The sequence below is a fragment of the Caulobacter sp. D5 genome (assembly GCF_003185805.1).
Taxonomy (GTDB): Bacteria; Pseudomonadota; Alphaproteobacteria; order Caulobacterales; family Caulobacteraceae; genus Caulobacter.
Map to the genome: position 1 here is coordinate 1 of NZ_QHJY01000036.1, position 18,425 is coordinate 18,425.

The following is an 18,425-nucleotide window of genomic DNA, read 5'->3' on the forward strand; positions in this document are numbered from 1 at the left end:
TCTCCCTTCCCCCTTGATGGGGGAAGGGCCGGGGTTGGGGGTGGTTGCGGCGGTCAGGCTCGATGAGGCCGTGCAGGCGGACATGCCGTGTCACCCCCATCCCAACCCTTCCCCCATCGAGGGGGAAGGGCTTTGAAGCCGTGGGTTTCAAAAACACCTGGGTCCCCGCTTTCGCGGGGATTTTACGGAAAGGGGGATGCCCCCGATTGCTCAGACATTTGCCACGGCGTAGGTTGATCGAACAGCGTCGTCAGTGACAGAACGCCCGTCGGCGCCATATAATGTGAGCGCTATCATCGGTGAGCCGGCGCCAGTCAGACACTTGCGAGCCGCTCGCAAGGCCTTGAAGGCGCGCGACCTTCCGCCGCCTTGGCCGCCACCATGGCGGTCGTTGACGACCCCCGCCCGGCGGTATAGTCAGACAAATAGTATAAACCTCGCCCGGCGAGGCGATCCAGATTGGATCGACCGAGGAAAAACAGGACCGTCATGACCACCAAGTCCGCGCCCCGCACCCTTCGTTCGCGGGCCTGGTTCGACAATCCCGACAACGTGGACATGACCGCGCTCTATCTCGAGCGCTACCTGAACTACGGCCTGACCCTGGAAGAACTGCAATCGGGCAAGCCGATCATCGGCATCGCCCAGACCGGCTCGGACCTGTCGCCGTGCAACCGCCACCACTTGGTGCTGGCCGAACGCGTGCGTGAAGGCATCCGCACCGCCGGCGGCATCGCCATCGAGTTCCCGGTCCACCCGATCCAGGAAACCGGCAAGCGCCCGACCGCGGGCCTGGACCGCAACCTGGCCTATCTGGGCCTGGTCGAGACCCTGTACGGCTATCCGATCGACGGCGTCGTGCTGACCATCGGCTGCGACAAAACCACCCCGGCCTGCCTGATGGCCGCCGCCACCGTCAACATCCCGGCCATCGCCCTGTCGGTCGGCCCGATGCTGAACGGCTGGTACAAGGGCGAGCGCACCGGTTCGGGCACCATCGTCTGGAAGGCCCGCGAGATGCTGGCCGCCGGCGAGATCGACAACGCCGGCTTCATCAAGCTGGTCGCCAGCTCGGCCCCGTCGACCGGCTTCTGCAACACCATGGGCACGGCCACGACGATGAACTCGCTGACCGAGGCCCTGGGCATGTCGCTCACCGGCTCGGCCGCCATCCCGGCCCCCTACCGCGACCGCCAGGAAAACGCCTACCACACCGGCCTGCGGATCGTGGACATGGTGAAAGAGGACCTCAAGCCCTCGGACATCCTGACCCGCGAGGCCTTCCTGAACGCCATCGTCGTCAACTCGGCGATCGGCGGCTCGACCAACGCCCCGATCCACCTGAACGCCCTGGCCCGCCACGTCGGCGTCGAGCTGACCGTGGACGACTGGCAGGAGAAGGGCGAGGACGTGCCGCTGCTGGTCAACCTGCAGCCGGCCGGCAAGTATCTGGGCGAGGACTACTACCACGCCGGCGGGGTGCCCGCCGTCACCGCCCAGCTGATCAAGCAGGGGCTGATCCACGAAGACGCCCTGACCGTCTCGGGCCAGACCATGGGCGACGCCTGCCGCGACGCCGTGATCGAGGACGCCGACGTCATCCGCACCTTCGACAACCCGCTGGTCGAGCGCGCCGGCTTCGTCGTGATGCGCGGCAACCTGTTCAACTCGGCGGTCATGAAGACCAGCGTCATCTCGGGCGAGTTCCGCGACCGCTACCTGTCGAACGACGAGGACCCGGACGCCTTCGAAGGCGACGCCGTGGTGTTCGACGGTCCGGAGGACTACCACCACCGCATCGACGACCCGTCGGTGGGCATCACCGAGAACTCGATCCTGTTCATGCGCGGCGCCGGCCCCATCGGCTATCCGGGCTCGGCCGAGGTCGTGAACATGCGCGCCCCCGACTACCTGATCAAACGCGGCGTCAAGCAGCTGCCCTGCATCGGCGACGGCCGCCAGTCGGGCACCTCGGGCTCGCCCTCGATCCTCAACGCTTCGCCCGAAGCCGCCGCCGGCGGCGGCCTGGCGCTGCTGAAGAGCGGCGATCGCGTGCGCTTCGACCTGCGCAAGTCGCGCGTCGATGTACTGATCACGCCCGAGGAAGTCGCCCAGCGCCGCAAGGACCTGGAAGCGGCCGGCGGCTACAAGTATCCGGAAAGCCAGACCCCGTGGCAGGAGATCCAGCGCGCCATCGTCGGCCAGATGGACACCGGCGCGGTGCTGGAACCGGCCGTGAAGTACCAGCGCATCGCCCAGACCAAGGGCCTGCCGCGCGACAGCCACTAAGGGCCGTCACGCACCGCTGAATGAACGAGCCGCCCTGGCCTTGGCCCGGGCGGCTTTTTCATGCCTGCCCCAACAAGAAACTACGTCGCTTGCGGTGAAATAACTCAGCACCGTTGCTTTCTCATTTTGAGAAAATGCGATCTCGAAAGCGGGATACGTATTGGTACGTATCTAAAGAACGCCAGATTTACACGACTCGATTACTGTCGATTAACGCCGATGATCGACCTTCCGGTCAGAATATCGGAGGCGGGCGTGCGTTTGATCGAGTTTGACAGCATCCAATCGCAGCGTCGGGTCGGCGGCCAGTTGGTGGTGGCCTGCGTGGCGGCCATGGCGGCGGTCGTGCCGGCCGCGGGCTTCATCGCCGGGACGGCGGTCGCCCTGCCCTTCGCCTGCGCCGCCGGGCTGGCGGTGCTGGCCCTGGCCGCCTTCGGCCTGTGGCGCGACACGCTGTTGCAGCGGACCTGCGCGGCCCTGGCCCTGGTCGGGCAGGTGACGCTGTTCGTGCTGGCCTTCCAGGGAAGCGCCCAGCAGGACGTCGCCCGCATGGCCTTCCTGGCGGCGCTGGCTCTGCTGGTGGCCTATGGCGACTGGCGGATCGTGGCCCTGGCGGCGACCGCCTTCGTCGGCCTCGACGTCCTGGCCCCGCTGCTGGCCCCGCATCGCCTGGCCGCCGACGAGAGCCTGCTGGCGATCGTGCTGCGCGTGGGCATGACCGCCGCCACCGCCTGGTCGCTGATCTGGCTGACGGCCGGGGTCTCGCGCCTGTTCGTCACCGTCACGGCCCGCACCGAGGCGGTCGAGACCGCCGCCCGCGCCGCCGACGCGGCCAACGCCGCCGCCCAGGCCGAACGCGCCGAGCGCGACCGCGCCAACGCCGAACGCGCCAGGCTCAAGCAGGTGATGGAGGCCGAGCAGACGGAAGTCGTCGAAGCCCTGGCCCGCGCCCTGCGCCAGGTGGCCGGAGGCGACCTGACCTGGCGGCTCGATACCCGCTTCGCCGCCCAGTACGAGCCGCTGCGGCAGGACTTCAACGATGCTCTGGCCAAGCTGCGCGCCGCCCTGGGCGAGATCTCCGGCAACGCCGCCAGCATGAGCGACGGCGTCGCCGAGATGAGCCGCGCCTCCGACGAGCTGGCCAACCGCACCGAGGACCAGGCCGCCAGCCTGGTGCAGACCACCACCGCGCTGGGCCAGATCACCACCACGGTCAACGAGACGGCGCAGAACGCCCGCCAGGCCAACGCCGCCGCCGCCCGAGCCCGCGAGGAGGCCGAACTGTCCGACCCGGTGGTCACCGAGGCCGTCGACGCCATGACCCGGATCGAGACCTCGTCGGGGCAGATCGGCCAGATCATCTCGGTCATCGACGAGATCGCCTTCCAGACCAACCTTCTGGCCCTCAACGCCGGGGTGGAGGCCGCGCGGGCGGGCGAGGCCGGCAAGGGCTTCGCCGTCGTGGCGCAGGAGGTGCGGGCCCTGGCCCAGCGCTCGGCCGACGCGGCGCGCGAGATCAAGGCCCTGATCGACGTCTCCAGCCGCCAGGTCAGCGCCGGCGTCGAGCGCGTGGGCAAGACCCGCGAGGCCCTGCGCCGGATCGTGGCCCGGGTGGCCGAGATCGACCTGCAGATCGACGCCATCGCCCGCTCGGCCAACGACCAGGCCATGAACCTGGGCGAGGTGAACACCACCATGGGGGCGATGGACCGGGTGGTGCAGCAGAACGCGGCCATGGTCCAGCAGACCACCGCCGCCGCCCACGCCCTGAAGGCCGAGGCTGCGGAGCTGGCCCAGCGCATCGGCCTCTTCCGCACCCGCGACGACGACGCCGACCTTCGGGCCGCTTAAGGGAGCGGGGCGATGGCGGAGACCCCGGACGAGGCGGTGCGGTTCACCGGCGCGGACCTGATCAAGCTGTTCGCCGCCACCTACCTGCCGTTGTGCGAGCGGCTGGAGGCTTCCGGCGTGATCGACCGGGCGCGGCTCGCCGACGTGATGTCGCTCTATGTGCGGCCGGGCGAGGACAGCCCAAGCGCGGCGACGGTCGAGGCGTTGCAGATCGTGCTGCGCCGGGCGCGGGTTGCGGCGGATGCGCGGGGCCGGCCCGCCCTGCGCTTGATCCCGGGCGGACGGGGGTAGCTTCAAAGAAACCTGTCATCCCGGCCGGAGGAGCGCGTAGCGGTCCGTAGAGCCGGGACCTCCCACGTCGGCGGGATCTGAGTGGTGGGAGGTCCCGGCGCTCCGCTTCGCTGCGGCCGGGATGACAACACTGGAAGAGCGGCTACTGCCCCTCCCCGTCCAGCACCTTGCACAAAGCCGCGGCCAGCATGGCCCAGGGCTCGTCGTGGTCGGGTCCGATGCGGGCGGCGATGTCGCGCGACAGGGCCTTGGGGTCCAATGCGCCGGCCTCCTCAAGCGTGCGGCACAGCGGCAGGTAGGTGGCGGCGAACAGGCGGACGATGTCCTCGCCGGAGAAGGCCGGCGCGTCTTCGGTGGGCGCGCTCATCGCGGCGCTTCTGCTGAACTGGGTGACATCGCCCCCGGATGACTGAAGAACGCTGGTTGCGCCTTGATCGCGATCAAAGTAGCGGCCGCCGCGCCGTGGGACGTCGTCTTCTCCAGAGGGGGATGCGATGTCCAATCAGACGGCGCCGGCGCGCCGCGATCTCGAGGCGGGGGCCGACTATCTGCTGCGCAGCGCGGGTCTCTTATGGTCGGTGTTCGACGGCGACGTCCTGCGCGGGCTGGTGTTCCTGGCCGTGCTGCGGCTGGCGGGCGAGGAGGGCGGCCCCGTGCGGCTGACGGGCGTCGCGCGCTCGCTGCGGATGCCGATCGAGACCACCCGCCGCCACCTGCTGAAGCTGGAGGCCGGCGGCTTCGTGGTCCGCGCGCCCAACGGCGCCGTCGAGGCCCGCCTACCCGACCGGCCGGACCTGCGCGAGGCCCTGGCCGCCAACAGCGCCAACCTCGCCCTGCTCAGAGCGGCAGCTGAACCGTGCTCTTGACCTCTTCCAGCACCGCATAGGTGCGGGTCTCGCGCACGCCCGGCATCTTGACCAGGATGTCGCCCAGGAAGCTGCGATAGGCGTCCATGTCGCGCACGCGGGCCTTGATCAGATAGTCGAAGCCGCCGGCCACCATGTGGCACTCCAGCACCTCGGGCGCACGGCGCACGGCGGCGGCGAAGTCCTCGAACACCTCGCCGGTCGTGCGGTCCAGCACCACCTCGACGAAGATCAGCAGGGCGCGGTCGACCTTGGCCGGGTCGAGCAGGGCCGCATAGCCGGTGATGAAGCCGCGCTCGCGCAGGCGGCGCACCCGGTCGAAGGTGGCGGCCGGCGACAGGTTGCAGCGCTTGGCCAGCTCGGCGTTGGTGATCCGGCCGTCGGCCTGCAGCACGCGCAACAGTCGGCGATCGGTGTCATCTAGAGCGGACATGGAATTTCGTCACTTTCAGCGAAGATTGTTTTGAAAATACCGATAACAAACAAAGCACCTTCGGAACGAAGAGGCCTACACCCTCAATCGTCCTAGCGAAGCTTCCCCTCGCCGCTCCCCCCAGTCGGCGCGCTTCGCATTGGACCTCCCGCTCGGCGGGAAACCATCGCCGCGCATCCCCCAGCGCCGGCGACGAGCGGAAGGGACGCGCGAGTCCCCCCGAGACGCGTCCCTTCCAGTGCTCCCCTTCCCTCCCCTTTGAGCCTCTCCTAACCTGCGTTCGTCGACCTGCGTCCACGCCGGTCGCGACGCCCTGTCGCGGAGGTTTTCGGCCCTTTGGAGCGGAAGACGTTTTTCGTCGTTTACGCCGAACAGGATACGGAAGCCAGAACAAACAAACGAAGCACCTTCGATCAGACCCAGGTTACAGCGACGATAAATCATCTCTGAGGAAGCGTCATGACTGGTTGGGACTCCCTGGACGACGGCAAGTACCGTGACGAGAAGGCGGTGATCGCCGACCTGCTGGCCGCCAAGGCCCTGTCGAGCGAAGACCGCGCCGCCGTGCGCGCCGAGGCCGAGGCCCTGGTGCGCGGCGCCCGCCGGTCCGTCCGCAAGCAGGGCGTGGTCGAAAGCTTCCTGCAGGAGTTCAGCCTGGGCACCCGCGAGGGCCTGGCGCTGATGTGCCTGGCCGAGGCCCTGCTGCGCACCCCCGACGACGACACCCGCGACAAGCTGATCGCCGAGAAGATCGGCTCGGCCGACTGGGCCAGCCACCTTGGCGGCAGCGACAGCCTGTTCGTCAACGCCTCGACCTGGGGCCTGATGCTGACCGGCAAGATCGTCGAGCCCGACGACGAGGCCAAGAAGGACCTGCCGGGCTTCATCAAGAAACTCGCCGGCCGTGTGGGCGAGCCGGTGATCCGCGCCGCCGTCGGCCAGGCCATCCGCATCATGGGCGAACAGTTCGTGCTGGGCCGCACGATCGAGGCGGCCATCAAGCGCGCCGCCGGCGAAGACACCATGTGCTCGTTCGACATGCTGGGCGAAGGCGCCCGCACGGCCGCCGACGCCGAGCGGTACGAAAAGTCCTACGCCGCCGCCATCGAGACGGTCGGCAAGCTGTCCAACAAGGCCGGCCCTGAAAAGGGCCATGGCGTGTCGGTGAAGCTGTCGGCCCTGTGCCCGCGCTACGAGGCCACGCACGAAGACCGCGTGTGGGAGGAGCTCTATCCCCGCACCCTGCGCCTGGCCCTGATCGCGGCCAAGTACGACATCAACTTCACCATCGACGCCGAAGAGGCCGACCGCCTGGCCCTGTCGCTGAAGCTGCTCGACAAGCTGTGCCGCGAACCGGCCCTGGGCGAGTGGAAGGGCCTGGGTTTGGCCGTGCAGGCCTACCAGAAGCGCTGCGGCGAGGTGATCGCCCGCCTGTCGGCCCTGTCGCAGGAAACCGGTCGCCGCCTGATGGTGCGCCTGGTCAAGGGCGCCTACTGGGACAGCGAGATCAAGCGCGCCCAGGTCGCCGGCCGCCCGGACTATCCGGTCTACACCACCAAGCCCGCCACCGATCTGTCGTACCTGGTCAACGCCAAGGCCCTGATCGAGGCCGCCCCGCACCTCTACGCCCAGTTCGCCACCCACAACGCCCACACCCTGGCGGCCGTGGTGCGCATGGCCAAGAACGCCGGCGTGAAGATCGAGCACCAGCGCCTGCACGGCATGGGCGAGGCGCTGTATAAGGCCGCCGACGACCTCTATGACGGCATCGTCCTGCGCGCCTACGCCCCCGTCGGCGGGCACGAGGACCTGCTGCCCTACCTGGTGCGCCGCCTGCTGGAGAACGGCGCCAACACGTCGTTCGTGCACGCCCTGCTCGACGAGCGGGTGCCGGTCGAGAAGGTGGTGGTCGATCCGATCACCACGGTCGAGGCCCATCCCGACCGCCACGCCAAGATCCCGACCCCGATCGAGGTCTATGGCGAAGGCCGCAGGAACAGCGCGGGCCTGGACCTGTCGGTGAAGGCCGATCGCGACCGCCTGGCCGCCGCCGTGGACGCCGTGGACGCTGCTCCGCTGCAATCGGGTCCGCTGATCGGCGGCAAGCTGGAAGCCGGCGGCCCGCCGCTGCCAGTGGTCTCGCCGGTCGACGCCGGCCGCGTGGTCGGCGCGGTGTCGGAAGCCCAGATCCCGCAGATCGACAAGGCCTTCAAGCTGGCCCGCGCCGCGCAAGGCGAGTGGGACCGCGCCGGCGGCTTTGCTCGCGCCAAGGTGCTGCGCGCCATGGGCGACGCCCTGGAAGCCAATATCGAGCGCCTGATCGCCATCCTGTCGCGCGAGGCCGGCAAGACCCTGTCGGACGGCATCGCCGAGGTGCGCGAAGCCGTGGACTTCTGCCGCTATTACGCGGTGCTGGCCGAAAAGCAGTTCGGCGAGCCCGAGGTGCTGAAGGGTCCCGTCGGCGAGACCAACACCCTGGCTCTCGCGGGTCGCGGCGTCTTCGTCTGCATCAGCCCGTGGAACTTCCCGCTGGCCATCTTCACCGGCCAGATCGCCGCGGCCCTGGCGGCCGGCAACGCCGTGCTGGCCAAGCCGGCCGAGCAGACCCCGGTCATCGCCTACGAGGCCGTGAAGCTCTATCACGCCGCGGGCCTGGATCCGCGCCTTCTGGCCCTGCTGCCCGGCCGCGGCGAGACCGTCGGCGCGGCCCTGACCGCCCATGAGGGCCTGGACGGCGTGGCCTTCACCGGCGGCACCGACACGGCCTGGCGGATCAACCAGACCCTCGCCCAGCGCCAGGGTCCGATCGTGCCGTTCATCGCCGAGACCGGCGGCCTCAACGGCATGTTCGTCGACACGACGGCGCAGCGCGAGCAGGTGATCGACGACGTCATCGTCTCGGCCTTCGGTTCGGCCGGCCAGCGCTGTTCGGCCCTGCGCCTGCTGTTCCTGCCCACCGACACCGCCGACCACATCATCGAGGGCCTGAAGGGCGCCATGGACGCCCTGGTCGTGGCCGATCCGGCCGATGCGACCACCGACGTCGGCCCGGTGATCGACGCCGAGGCCAAGGAGGCGCTCGAAAAGCACCTGGTCCGCCTCAAGCGCGAGGCCAAGGTGCTGCACGCCCTGGAGACCCCGGCCGCCGGCACGTTCTTCGCCCCGGTGCTGGCCGAGATCCCTGCCGCCGACTTCCTCGAACGCGAGGTGTTCGGCCCGATCCTGCACGTGGTGCGCTACAAGCCCGAAGACCTGGAGCAGGTCGCCGGCGCCCTGGCGGCCCGCCGCTATGGCCTGACGCTCGGCGTGCACTCGCGCATCCAGGCCTTCGCCGACGAGGTGGTGCGCCTGGTCCCGGCCGGCAACGCCTATGTGAACCGCAGCATGACCGGCGCGGTCGTGGGCGTGCAGCCGTTCGGCGGCGAGGGCCTGTCGGGCACCGGCCCCAAGGCCGGCGGCCCCCACGCCCTGCTGCGCTTCGCGGTCGAGCGCGCGCTCAGCGTCAACATCACCGCCCAGGGCGGCGATCCGACGCTGCTCAATCTCTGACCTTGACGACCCCGGCCATGGGCGAGACCCTTCGCCCATGGCCGACGGCTTCGACATCCACATCGACGAAGAGCAAGCCGCCCGATTGGCGGCGGTCGCCGAGCGGCTGGGCGTTTCGCCGGCCGAGTACGCGCGCGAACTGATCGAGGCCGGGCTGGACGACCTGCCGCCCAGGACGATCGATCCCGATCCGGCCATAGACGAGGCGATCGCCGACGCCGTAGAGGCCGGCGAGGAGCCCACCATCTCGCTGGAAGAATTCCGCGCCCAACTTCTCGGCCGTCGTTGACCTACACGGTCGCGGTCACGCTTCGAGCGAGCCGGGACGCCGCCCGCCTGGACGCCACGCTAAGGGAACAAAGTCCGCGCGCGGCCGACAGACTGAGCGCCCAAATCGCCCAAGCCTCGACCAGCTTGGAAGAGAGCCCCCTTCGCGGCCGCATCGTCGGCGCGACCACTCGCGAGATCAACATTCCCTTCGGCCGCAGCGCCTACATCGTTCGCTATCGCGTCAAAGGCCAGCATGTGACCATCACCCGGATCTGGCACGGCCTGGAGCAACGCTAGACGGCGCAGCTCGCGCATGCGCAATCTTCGGGAGAGTTTTCCGGAGACCTTACAACCATGCGCTTGCTGCGATCCGTGGCCCTCGCCGCCGCCCTGTTCGTCGCGCCCGCGATCGCCAGCGCCCAGGTCGAGCCGATCGTCGGCGACTGGTACGGCACTCTGGCGGCGGGGCCGACCAAGCTGCCGCTGGTGTTCCACGTCAAGGCCGACGGCTCGGCCAGCGTCGACAGCCCGGCCCAGAGCGCGCTGGGGCTGAAGGCGACGGCCAGCTTCGCCGACGGCAAGGCCCGGCTGGTGCTGACCATGCCGGCCGCGGCCTTCGAGGGCCAGCTGTCGGCCGACGGCAAGACCCTGGCCGGGAACTGGCTGCAGGGCGGCGCCAGCCTGCCCCTGAGCATGGGACGCACCCCGCCGGCGGTCGCGCCGGTCAAGCGGCCGCAGACGCCCAAGCCGCCCTTCCCCTACCGCGCCGAAGAGGTGTCCTACGTCAATCCGGCCTCGGGCCTGAAGCTGGCCGGGACCCTGACCCTGCCGCCGGGCCAGGGGCCTTTCCCGGTCGCCATGCTGATCACCGGTTCGGGGCCGCAGGACCGCGACGAGACCCTGTTCGAGCACAAGCCGTTCCTGGTGCTGGCCGACGCCCTGACCCGCAAGGGCGTGGCCGTGCTGCGGGTCGACGACCGCGGGGTCGGCGGCTCTCAGGCCGGCGACATCAAGACCGTCACGAGCCTGGACTTCGCCACCGACGTGGCGGCGGGCGTGGCCTTCCTGCGCGAGCGCAAGGACATCGATCCCGACCGGGTCGGCCTGATCGGCCACAGCGAGGGCGGGCTGATCGCGCCGATCGTGGCCGCCAAGGACCCTAGGATCGCCTTCGTGGTGCTGATGGCCGGCACCGGCGTGCCCGGCGCCCAGGTGATGCGCACCCAGAGCCACGACATCGCCGTGGCCAGCGGCGCCCCGCCGGCCGCCGCCGAGCAGCAGGCCCAGCTGATCCAGACGGCGTCCGACACCGTCATCGCCGAGCCCGATCCGGCCAGGATCAAGCCCCGCCTGATCGCGGCGCTGGGCGAAAAGGGCATGCCGCCGGAAGCCGTCGAGGCCGCGTTCGGTCGCTTCGCCTCGCCCTGGTTCAAGACCTTCCTCACCCTGGATCCCGCCGTCTACCTGCGCCAGGTCCGCGCGCCCGTCCTGGCGCTCAACGGCGACAAGGACACCCAGGTCTCGGCCGCCCAGAACCTGCCGGCGATCAAGGCCGCCCTGGCGGACAACAAGGACGCCACGACGCTGGTGCTGCCGGGCCTCAACCACCTCTTCCAGACGGCGACCACCGGGGCGCCGTCCGAATATCTCGAGATCGAGGAGACCCTGGCCCCCACGGCCATCGCCGCCGTCGTCGACTGGACCGTGGCCCACGCCGCCAAGGCGCCTCACAAGCACGCCGACTAGGACGGCCGATTAACTTCATCAAATTTATTTAATCGCTGGACCGGCCCCGAGGGCCTCCGCTAACGTCCCGGCAAATCACAAGTGGGGAGACACCGGGAATGCTTTCGCGACGCGCGATCCTGGCCGCCGGCGCGGCGAGCCTGACGGCCGGTTCGGCGGCCGTTCCGACCCTGGCCGCGGCCCGTCCGGGCTTCGTAACGGTCAAGGACGGCCGCCTTTCCCTGGGCGGGAAACCCTATCGCTTCGTCGGGGCCAATCTCTGGTACGGCGCCTGGCTAGGGGCTCCGGCCGCCTTCGGCGACCGCGCGCGCCTGACCCGCGAACTCGACAAGCTGCAGGCGCTGGGCGTCACCAACCTGCGCGTCCTGGGCGCGGGCGAGCGCTCGCCGGCCAAGGTGGCGCTGGATCCCACCTTCCGCGGCCCCGGCGAGGACTACGACCAGGATTTGCTGAAAGGCCTGGACGTGCTGCTGGCCGAGATGGGCAAGCGCGGCATGAAGGCCGTCATCTACGTCAACAACTTCTGGGACTGGTCGGGCGGCATGCCGGCCTATCTGAACTGGACCGGCAACGGGACCTGGTTCCAGCAGGGCGACCCGGCCCACCCCTGGCCGCAGTTCGCCGACTATTCGGCCCGCTTCTATGCCGACGGCAAGGCCAACACCCTCTTCCGCCACTATGTGAAGGCCCTGGTCGGCCGCACCAGCACCGTCACCGGCAAGCCCTATCGCGACGATCCGACGATCATGGCCTGGCAACTTGCCAACGAGCCGCGTCCGGCCGGCAGCGAAGAGTTCGGCAAGGTCAACCGCCCCGCCTACGACGCCTGGATCGACGGCACGGCCCGCTTCATCAAGAGCCTGGACGCCAACCATCTGGTGTCCAGCGGCAGCGAGGGCGACATGGGGTGCCTGGGCAGCGAGGCCTGCGTGGCCGAGAGCCACAAGACACCGGCCATCGACTACCTGACCCTGCACGTCTGGCCCAACAACTGGGGCTGGATCTCGATGACCGACCAGCCCTCGACCTACGAGGCCGGCGAGGCGAAGTCGCGCGACTACATCCGCCGCCACATCGCGCTGGCCAAGCGGATGGGCAAGCCGCTGACCATCGAGGAGTTCGGCCTGATCCGCGACGAGCGCGCCTTCGCGCCCGGCTCGCCGGTCACCTTCCGCGACCGCTTCTACGGGATGGTGTTCAGCGAGGTCGAAGCCGACATGCAGGCCGGCGGCCCGATCGCCGGCGTCAACTTCTGGGCCTGGAACGGCGAGGGCCGCGCCCAGCACGCCGACGCCTGGTTCAAGAAGGGCGACCGCTCCTATGTCGGCGATCCGCCGCAGGAGGAGCAGGGCCTGTTCGGCATCTTCGACGCCGACGCCTCGACCGTCTCGCTCATCCGCGACCACGCCAAGGCGGTGAAGGCGATCAAGCGCGCCTGAGAAACCTGAGGGATGTGGTAAGCGGATGCTCAACCCTTCCTTCAAAGCTTGACCTGTAGGGTTCCCGACATAGCGAGCGTCGGGAACCCGAATGAGCACGGTCAATCCGAAGGACCACGACGACCGGGCGAGGCGACGCCGTCGCCTGGCGGCGCTGTGCGACACCCTGCTGGCCTCGCCCTCGCGGGTGAACGGCCTGGCCGCGCGGCTGGCCTTCTGCATCGCCGTCTGCGCCGCCACCCTGCCCTATTCGCCGTGGATCCCGCCCCTGGCCTGGCTGGCGGTGATGGCGGTCCTGGCGCTCGCCGAGCACCGGAACCTGCCGCCGGGCCGGACCCTGTTTTCCTGGCTGCAGAGCGCCGGCTACGCCGCGGCGGCCTTCTACCTGACCTTCTTCGAGACCGGCGCGGCCCAGACCTTCGGCGTCACCCTGTTCGGGGTGGTGATGTTCGAGATCGTGGTCCGCGACTACGCCCGCCCCCGGCGCCTGGCGATCAACATGTCGCCGATGGTGGCGGCGATGCTGCTGGTGCAGACCGTGGCGGCCGTCTTCCTGATCCGCGCCAACCAGCCCTGGCGGCTGGCCACGGTGCTGGCCACCACCTACGTCGTGTTCCGCGCCCTGCGCGCCGTGCAGGTCGACCTGCATCGGGCCCGCCGCGACCTGGCCGAGGCCGAGGCCCGCGCCCAGGCCGACGCCCGCACCATCCGCGAGGCCCACCGCATCGCCCTGATGGCCGAGACCATGGCCGGGGTGGGCCACTGGCGCGCCGACATCGCCAGCGGCGTCATCACCTGGTCGGAGGGCGTCTTCCGGATCTTCGGCCTGGAGCCGGCAAGCGTCGCCCCCGGCCTGACCGAGCAGCTGACCTTCTTCGACCCGTCCGAGCGCGACGCCCTGGAGACCCAGTTCCGCTCGGCCGCCGTCACCGGCGAGTCGTTCGAGACGAGCCTGCGGCTGACCCGCGCCGACGGCGCGCTGCGCCACGTGGTCTGCCACGGCGCAGCCGAGCTTGGTCCCGACGGCCAGGTCGAGACCCTGTTCGGCGCGGTGATGGACGTCACCGAGGCCCACGCCCGCGAGGCCGCCCTGCTGGACGCCAAGCTGCAGGCCGAAGCCGCCGCCGAGGCCAAGGCCGAGTTCCTGGCCAATATGAGCCACGAGATCCGCACGCCGCTGACCGCCATCAACGGCTTCACCGCCCTGCTGGGCGAGCTGGACGACCTGCCGCCGACGGCCGACGCCTATGTTCGCCGGGTCGACACCGCCGGCCAGGCCCTGCTGGCCGTGGTCAACGACATCCTCGACTTCTCCAAGCTGGAGGCAGGCCACGTCGCCCTCTCGCCCGCCCCCTTCGCACTCGAACCCTTCCTCGACGACCTGGCGGCGATGTTCGCCGAGCAGGCCCGGGCCAAGGGCCTGGGGCTGGTCGCCGAGATCGATCCCGGCGCCCCGGCCGTGCTCAGCGCCGACGCCGGCCGCCTGAGCCAGATCGCCGTCAACCTGCTGGGCAATGCGGTGAAGTTCACCGAGGCCGGCGAGGTGCGGATCAGCGCCGCCTTCCGCGACGGCCTGCTGCACGTGGCGGTGTCCGACACCGGCTGCGGCGTGCCGGCCGACAAGCGCGAGCGGCTGTTCCAGCGCTTCTCGCAGGTGGACGGCTCCCACACCCGCCGGCACGGCGGCACGGGCCTTGGCCTGTCGATCTGCAAGGGCCTGGTCGAGCTGATGGGCGGCGACATCGACATGGTCCCCGCCGATGGCGGCGGCTCGGTGTTCCGCTTCCACGTCCGCGCCGCGCCCGCCGACCTGGCCGCGAGCGACGCGCCGGCGCGGGCGGCTGCGGTGGAGGGGCCGGCCGCCCAGGTGCTGGTGGTCGACGACGTCGACGCCAATCGCGAGCTGGTGCGGGCCATGCTGCAGGCGATCGGCCATGAGGTGATCGAGGCGGCCAGCGGCGCCGAGGCCGTGCTGATGGCGTCGGACCGGCCGTTCGACCTGATCCTGATGGACCTGCAGATGCCGGGCATGGACGGCTTCGCCGCAGCCCGGGCGATCCGCGGACCGATCTCGGCCAACCGCCAGACCCCGATCATCGCGCTCAGCGCCGACGTCCTGCCCGAGCATGTCGGGGCCACGGCGGCGGCGGGGATGAACGGCCACATCGGCAAGCCGATCTCGGCCATGGAGCTGATCGGCGCGGTCGAGCGCTGGTCGGGCGTGCGGCTGGAGGCGGCGGAAGCGGAGTTGGCGGAGGCCTAGAAAACAAGCTCCTCCCCCGTGAAATGGGGGAGGTGGCGCGGCGCTATCAGCGCCGTGACGGAGGGGGCGAGGGACAAAGCGCGGTGCGCACCGCCGCCCCCTCCACCGCTTCGCGGTTCCCCTCCCCCGCAAGCGGGGGAGGAGTTTGCGGATCAGGGCTCCGACAGCCCGGTGTCGCCCTCGTCGGTGAGGTTGAACTCGTACCAGACGCCGTTGAGGACGCCGAAGGCCAGGGCCAGACCCAGGCCGAGGATCCAGGTGAAGTACCACATAGGTCGATCTCCTCAGTACAGGGCCGGGTCGGTCTTCAGGGCGGCGCTACTCGTGCGGCCCCAGAGCACCCGGTAGACGAAGGCGGTGTAGGCCAGCACCACCGGCAGCAGCAGCACCACCACGATCAGCATGGTGAACAGGGTCGAGTGGCTGGACGAGGCGTTCCAGACCAGGAAGCTGGAATGGGCGTCGACCGTGCTGGGCAGAATGAACGGGAACATCGACAGGCCGCTGGTGGCGATGATGCCGGCGGCCGAGGCCGAGGATCCGCCGAAGGCCAGGCCTTCCTGGCGCTTCAGCAGGCCGAAGGTCGCGAAGGCCGCGCCGACGAAGCCCAGGACCGGGGCGATGACCATCCACGGATAGCGGACATAGTTGTCGAACCAGGCGCCCGGGGCCGCCACGGCCGTGGCGCGCAGCGGGTTGGAGGGTCCGGCCGGATCGACCACGCCCTCGACGCGGAAGCCGAGCTTGCTGGCCAGCAGGCCGCCGACGGCGAAGAGCACGATGCTGGCGACGCCCGCGACCAGGCCAAACTTGCGGGCGCGATCGACGATCGGCCCCCGCTCGGCCTTCACCGCCAGCCAGGCCGCGCCGTGCAGCACCAGCATGCTGGTCGACAGCAGGCCGCAGACCAGGGTGAACGGCGTGAAGAGTTCGAAGAACGAGCCGTGATAGGTGCTGCGCAGGTCGCTATCGAGCTTGATCGGCGCGCCTTGCAGCACGTTGCCGACGGCGACGCCGAACACCAGGGCCGGCACGAAGCCGCCGATGAACAGCGACCAGTCCCAGAACGAGCGCCACTTGGCCTCCGGCCGCTTGGACCGGTACTTGAAGCCGACGGGCCGCAGGATCATCGCCGACAGCACCAGGAACATGGCCAGGTAGAAGCCCGAGAAGGTGGCGCCGTAGACCATCGGCCAGGCGGCGAAGATCGCCGCCCCGCCGGTGATGAACCACACCTGGTTGCCTTCCCAGGTGGCGCCGATGGTGTTGATCACCGTGCGCCGCTCGTCGTCGTTGCGGCCGACGAAGGGCAGCAGGGCCGCGACGCCCATGTCGAAGCCGTCGGTCAGGGCGAAGGCGATCAGCAGCACGCCCAAGAGGCCCCACCAGATCAGGCGGAGGGTCGGATAGTCGAGGGGGAGTTCCATGATCTGGTCTCCTTTAGGCGACGGCTTCGGCGACAGGCGCGCCGGAGGCTGTTGGGCCAGTGTCTGTGGGGAAGGCTTCCTGTTCGGCGAACGGACCCTTCTTGATGGTCTTCAGGATCAGCCCGACCTCGACCACCGCCAGGGCGCCATAGAGCAGGGTGAAGCCGACGATGCTGGCCAGCAGCTGCGGCACGCTGAGGCTGGAGGGCGACAGGAAGGTGGGCAGAACCCCGTCCACGGCCCAGGGCTGACGCCCGACCTCGGCCAGCACCCAGCCCAGCTCCGTGGCGATCCAGGGCAGCGGGATGGCCAGCACCGCCAGGCGCAGGAACCACCTGGTGTGATGCCTGCGCAGGGTGACCAGCACGAAGGCGGTGGCGAAGAGGGCGATCATCAGCAGGCCCGTGCCGGCCATGATGCGGAAGGCCCAGAACATCACCGGCACGTTGGGCACGGTGTCCCAGGCGGTCTTGGCGATCAGCTCCTTCGAGGCCGTGCGCGGGTCGTCGACATGGCGCTTGAGCAGCAGGGCGTAGCCGAGGTCGCGGCGGTTCAGCTCGAAGACGGCCCGGGCCTCGATGTCCTTGGGATTGGCCTTCAGCTTCTCCAGCGCGTCATAGGCGACGACGCCGTGCTCGATGCGGTCCTGCGCCGAGGCCACCAGCTCGAAGATGCCTTCGACGGGCTTGTCGATGCTGCGCGTGGCGATCAGGCCCAGCACATAGGGGATCTTGACCTCGGCGTGGGTCTTGCGGTCGGCCAGGCTGGGGATGCCGAAGGCGGTGAGGCCGGCCGGGGCGGGCTCGGTCTCCCACATGGCTTCCAGGGCCGCGAGCTTCATTTTCTGGTTGTCGGTGAGGGCGTAGCCGCTCTCGTCGCCGAGCACGACGACCGACAGGGCGGACGCCAGGCCGAAGGCGGCGGCGACGGTCATCGACCGCTTGGCCACGCCCGTCCACCGGCCCTTCAGCAGGTAGAAGGCCGAGACGCCGAGCACGAAGACGGCGGCGATGGTGTAGCCGGCGCTGACGGTGTGCACGAACTTGGCCTGGGCCACCGGGTTGAAGATCACCGCCTTGAAGTCGGTCACCTCCATCCGCATCGTGTCGGGATTGAAGGCCGCGCCGACCGGGTTCTGCATCCAGCCGTTGGCGATCAGGATCCACAGGGCCGACAGGTTGGTGCCCAGCGCCACCAGGAAGGTGACGAGCAGGTGGGTCACCGGCTTCAGCTTGTCCCAGCCGAAGAACATCAGACCCACGAAGGTGGCTTCGAGGAAGAAGGCCATCAGGCCCTCGATGGCCAGCGGGGCGCCGAAGATGTCGCCCACATAGTGCGAGTAGTAGGCCCAGTTCATGCCGAACTGGAATTCCATGGTGACGCCGGTGGCGACCCCAAGGACGAAGTTGATGCCGAACAGCGTGCCCCAGAACTTGGTGACCGTGCGCCAGATCGGGCGCTTGGTCATGACGTAGACCGCCTCCATGATGAACAGCATGAAGGACAGCCCCAATGTCAGGGGCACGAAAAGGAAGTGGTACAGGGCCGTGAGGGCGAACTGCAGGCGGGATAAATCGACGACGGCGGGATCCATGGGTAGCTCCGGGGTCGAACGGCGATCGGTCGCGCCGGACGAGCATCTCGCCTTAGGCGTGTCGGCGGAAGGGGTCTTTGATCCCGATCAAGGCCGCCCTCCGATGGAGCGCTAGACCCCGCTCATGACCGCCCGCTCCCCCGTCGAAACCGAGATCCTCACGCTCGCGCGCCCGTGGCTGCGCGGCTTGAACAAGGCGACCGCGAACGGCGGGCGATCGGCGGTGCTGTGGCGGCTGGCCGACGTGGCGGGGGCGGCGGGTTTCGCCGCGGGCCTGGCCTTCGGAATCGACGCCCTGACGCGGAGCCTGACCGAGGCCCTGCCCTTCCTGGCGCTGGCCCTCGGCTCGGCGCTGGCGCGCGGGGCGATGGCGGCGCAGGCCGGCAAGGCGGGCGCGCAGGCCGCCG

15 protein-coding genes and 1 pseudogene are annotated in these 18,425 nt (G+C 69.6%); 11 read left to right on the forward strand and 5 right to left on the reverse strand.

Annotated elements, in window-relative coordinates:
- Positions 1-489: 489 nt before the first annotated feature.
- From DMC18_RS03005 to DMC18_RS03015, 3 genes are all read left to right on the forward strand, one after another.
- Positions 490-2,289, forward strand: coding sequence for an IlvD/Edd family dehydratase (locus DMC18_RS03005; RefSeq protein WP_110119832.1), 1,800 nt, complete (start codon positions 490-492; stop codon positions 2,287-2,289).
- Positions 2,290-2,544: 255 nt separating this feature from the next.
- Positions 2,545-4,140, forward strand: coding sequence for a methyl-accepting chemotaxis protein (locus DMC18_RS03010; protein WP_370444612.1), 1,596 nt, complete (start codon positions 2,545-2,547; stop codon positions 4,138-4,140).
- A gap of 12 nt (positions 4,141-4,152) precedes the next feature.
- Positions 4,153-4,431, forward strand: a complete 279-nt coding sequence (locus DMC18_RS03015; RefSeq protein ID WP_110119833.1) for a hypothetical protein — start codon at positions 4,153-4,155, stop codon at positions 4,429-4,431.
- Positions 4,432-4,573: 142 nt separating this feature from the next.
- Here the strand turns inward: DMC18_RS03015 and DMC18_RS03020 are convergent, their stop codons facing one another.
- Positions 4,574-4,798 (reverse strand): hypothetical protein, encoded by a 225-nt coding sequence (locus DMC18_RS03020; RefSeq protein WP_110119834.1) that lies wholly within the window; start codon positions 4,796-4,798, stop codon positions 4,574-4,576.
- A 127-nt stretch (positions 4,799-4,925) separates the two neighbouring features.
- Here DMC18_RS03020 and DMC18_RS03025 point away from each other — a divergent pair, with 127 nt between their 5' ends.
- Positions 4,926-5,297, forward strand: coding sequence for a helix-turn-helix domain-containing protein (locus DMC18_RS03025; RefSeq protein WP_110119835.1), 372 nt, complete (start codon positions 4,926-4,928; stop codon positions 5,295-5,297).
- Here the strand turns inward: DMC18_RS03025 and DMC18_RS03030 are convergent.
- Positions 5,269-5,730, reverse strand: coding sequence for an Lrp/AsnC ligand binding domain-containing protein (locus DMC18_RS03030; RefSeq protein ID WP_110119836.1), 462 nt, complete (start codon positions 5,728-5,730; stop codon positions 5,269-5,271). The two genes, DMC18_RS03025 and DMC18_RS03030, sit on opposite strands and share 29 nt — an antisense overlap.
- 459 nt (positions 5,731-6,189) lie before the next feature.
- Between DMC18_RS03030 and putA the strand changes: the two genes are divergently transcribed.
- The 6 genes from putA to DMC18_RS03060 all read left to right on the forward strand — a co-directional run bounded on the left by putA (position 6,190) and on the right by DMC18_RS03060 (position 14,997).
- Positions 6,190-9,279: a bifunctional proline dehydrogenase/L-glutamate gamma-semialdehyde dehydrogenase PutA gene (putA, locus tag DMC18_RS03035; RefSeq protein WP_110119837.1), complete on the forward strand. Its 3,090-nt coding sequence runs from the start codon at positions 6,190-6,192 to the stop codon at positions 9,277-9,279.
- Positions 9,280-9,316: 37 nt separating this feature from the next.
- Positions 9,317-9,568 (forward strand): antitoxin, encoded by a 252-nt coding sequence (locus DMC18_RS03040; RefSeq protein ID WP_110119838.1) that lies wholly within the window; start codon positions 9,317-9,319, stop codon positions 9,566-9,568.
- Entirely contained in the window at positions 9,565-9,846 is a 282-nt protein-coding gene (locus DMC18_RS03045) for a type II toxin-antitoxin system RelE/ParE family toxin (protein ID WP_110119839.1), read from the forward strand. The genes DMC18_RS03040 and DMC18_RS03045 overlap by 4 nt, the downstream gene beginning before the upstream one ends.
- Positions 9,847-9,903: 57 nt before the next feature.
- Positions 9,904-11,295 carry a S9 family peptidase gene (locus tag DMC18_RS03050; RefSeq protein ID WP_110119840.1) on the forward strand — a complete coding sequence of 464 codons (1,392 nt, stop codon included), beginning with the start codon at positions 9,904-9,906 and terminating at the stop codon, positions 11,293-11,295.
- A 98-nt stretch (positions 11,296-11,393) separates the two neighbouring features.
- Complete coding sequence (locus tag DMC18_RS03055) at positions 11,394-12,734, forward strand: mannanase (RefSeq protein WP_110119841.1); 1,341 nt, start codon at positions 11,394-11,396, stop codon at positions 12,732-12,734.
- Positions 12,735-12,825: 91 nt separating this feature from the next.
- Positions 12,826-14,997 carry an ATP-binding protein gene (locus DMC18_RS03060; protein WP_110132687.1) on the forward strand — a complete coding sequence of 724 codons (2,172 nt, stop codon included), beginning with the start codon at positions 12,826-12,828 and terminating at the stop codon, positions 14,995-14,997.
- A 152-nt stretch (positions 14,998-15,149) separates the two neighbouring features.
- On the opposite strand, the gene cydX is transcribed toward DMC18_RS03060, so the two are convergent.
- Genes cydX through DMC18_RS03075 form a run of 3 tightly spaced genes read right to left on the reverse strand, consistent with a single transcriptional unit; the run spans position 15,150 to position 18,018 of the window.
- Positions 15,150-15,269 (reverse strand): cytochrome bd-I oxidase subunit CydX, encoded by a 120-nt coding sequence (cydX, locus tag DMC18_RS03065; protein ID WP_110119140.1) that lies wholly within the window; start codon positions 15,267-15,269, stop codon positions 15,150-15,152.
- A 12-nt stretch (positions 15,270-15,281) separates the two neighbouring features.
- Complete coding sequence (gene cydB, locus DMC18_RS03070; RefSeq protein ID WP_110119138.1) at positions 15,282-16,424, reverse strand: cytochrome d ubiquinol oxidase subunit II; 1,143 nt, start codon at positions 16,422-16,424, stop codon at positions 15,282-15,284.
- 13 nt (positions 16,425-16,437) lie between these two features.
- Positions 16,438-18,018, reverse strand: coding sequence for a cytochrome ubiquinol oxidase subunit I (locus DMC18_RS03075; RefSeq protein WP_110119136.1), 1,581 nt, complete (start codon positions 18,016-18,018; stop codon positions 16,438-16,440).
- A 124-nt stretch (positions 18,019-18,142) separates the two neighbouring features.
- Here DMC18_RS03075 and DMC18_RS03080 point away from each other — a divergent pair.
- A pseudogene (locus DMC18_RS03080) lies at positions 18,143-18,425 on the forward strand (hypothetical protein); the annotation flags it as partial.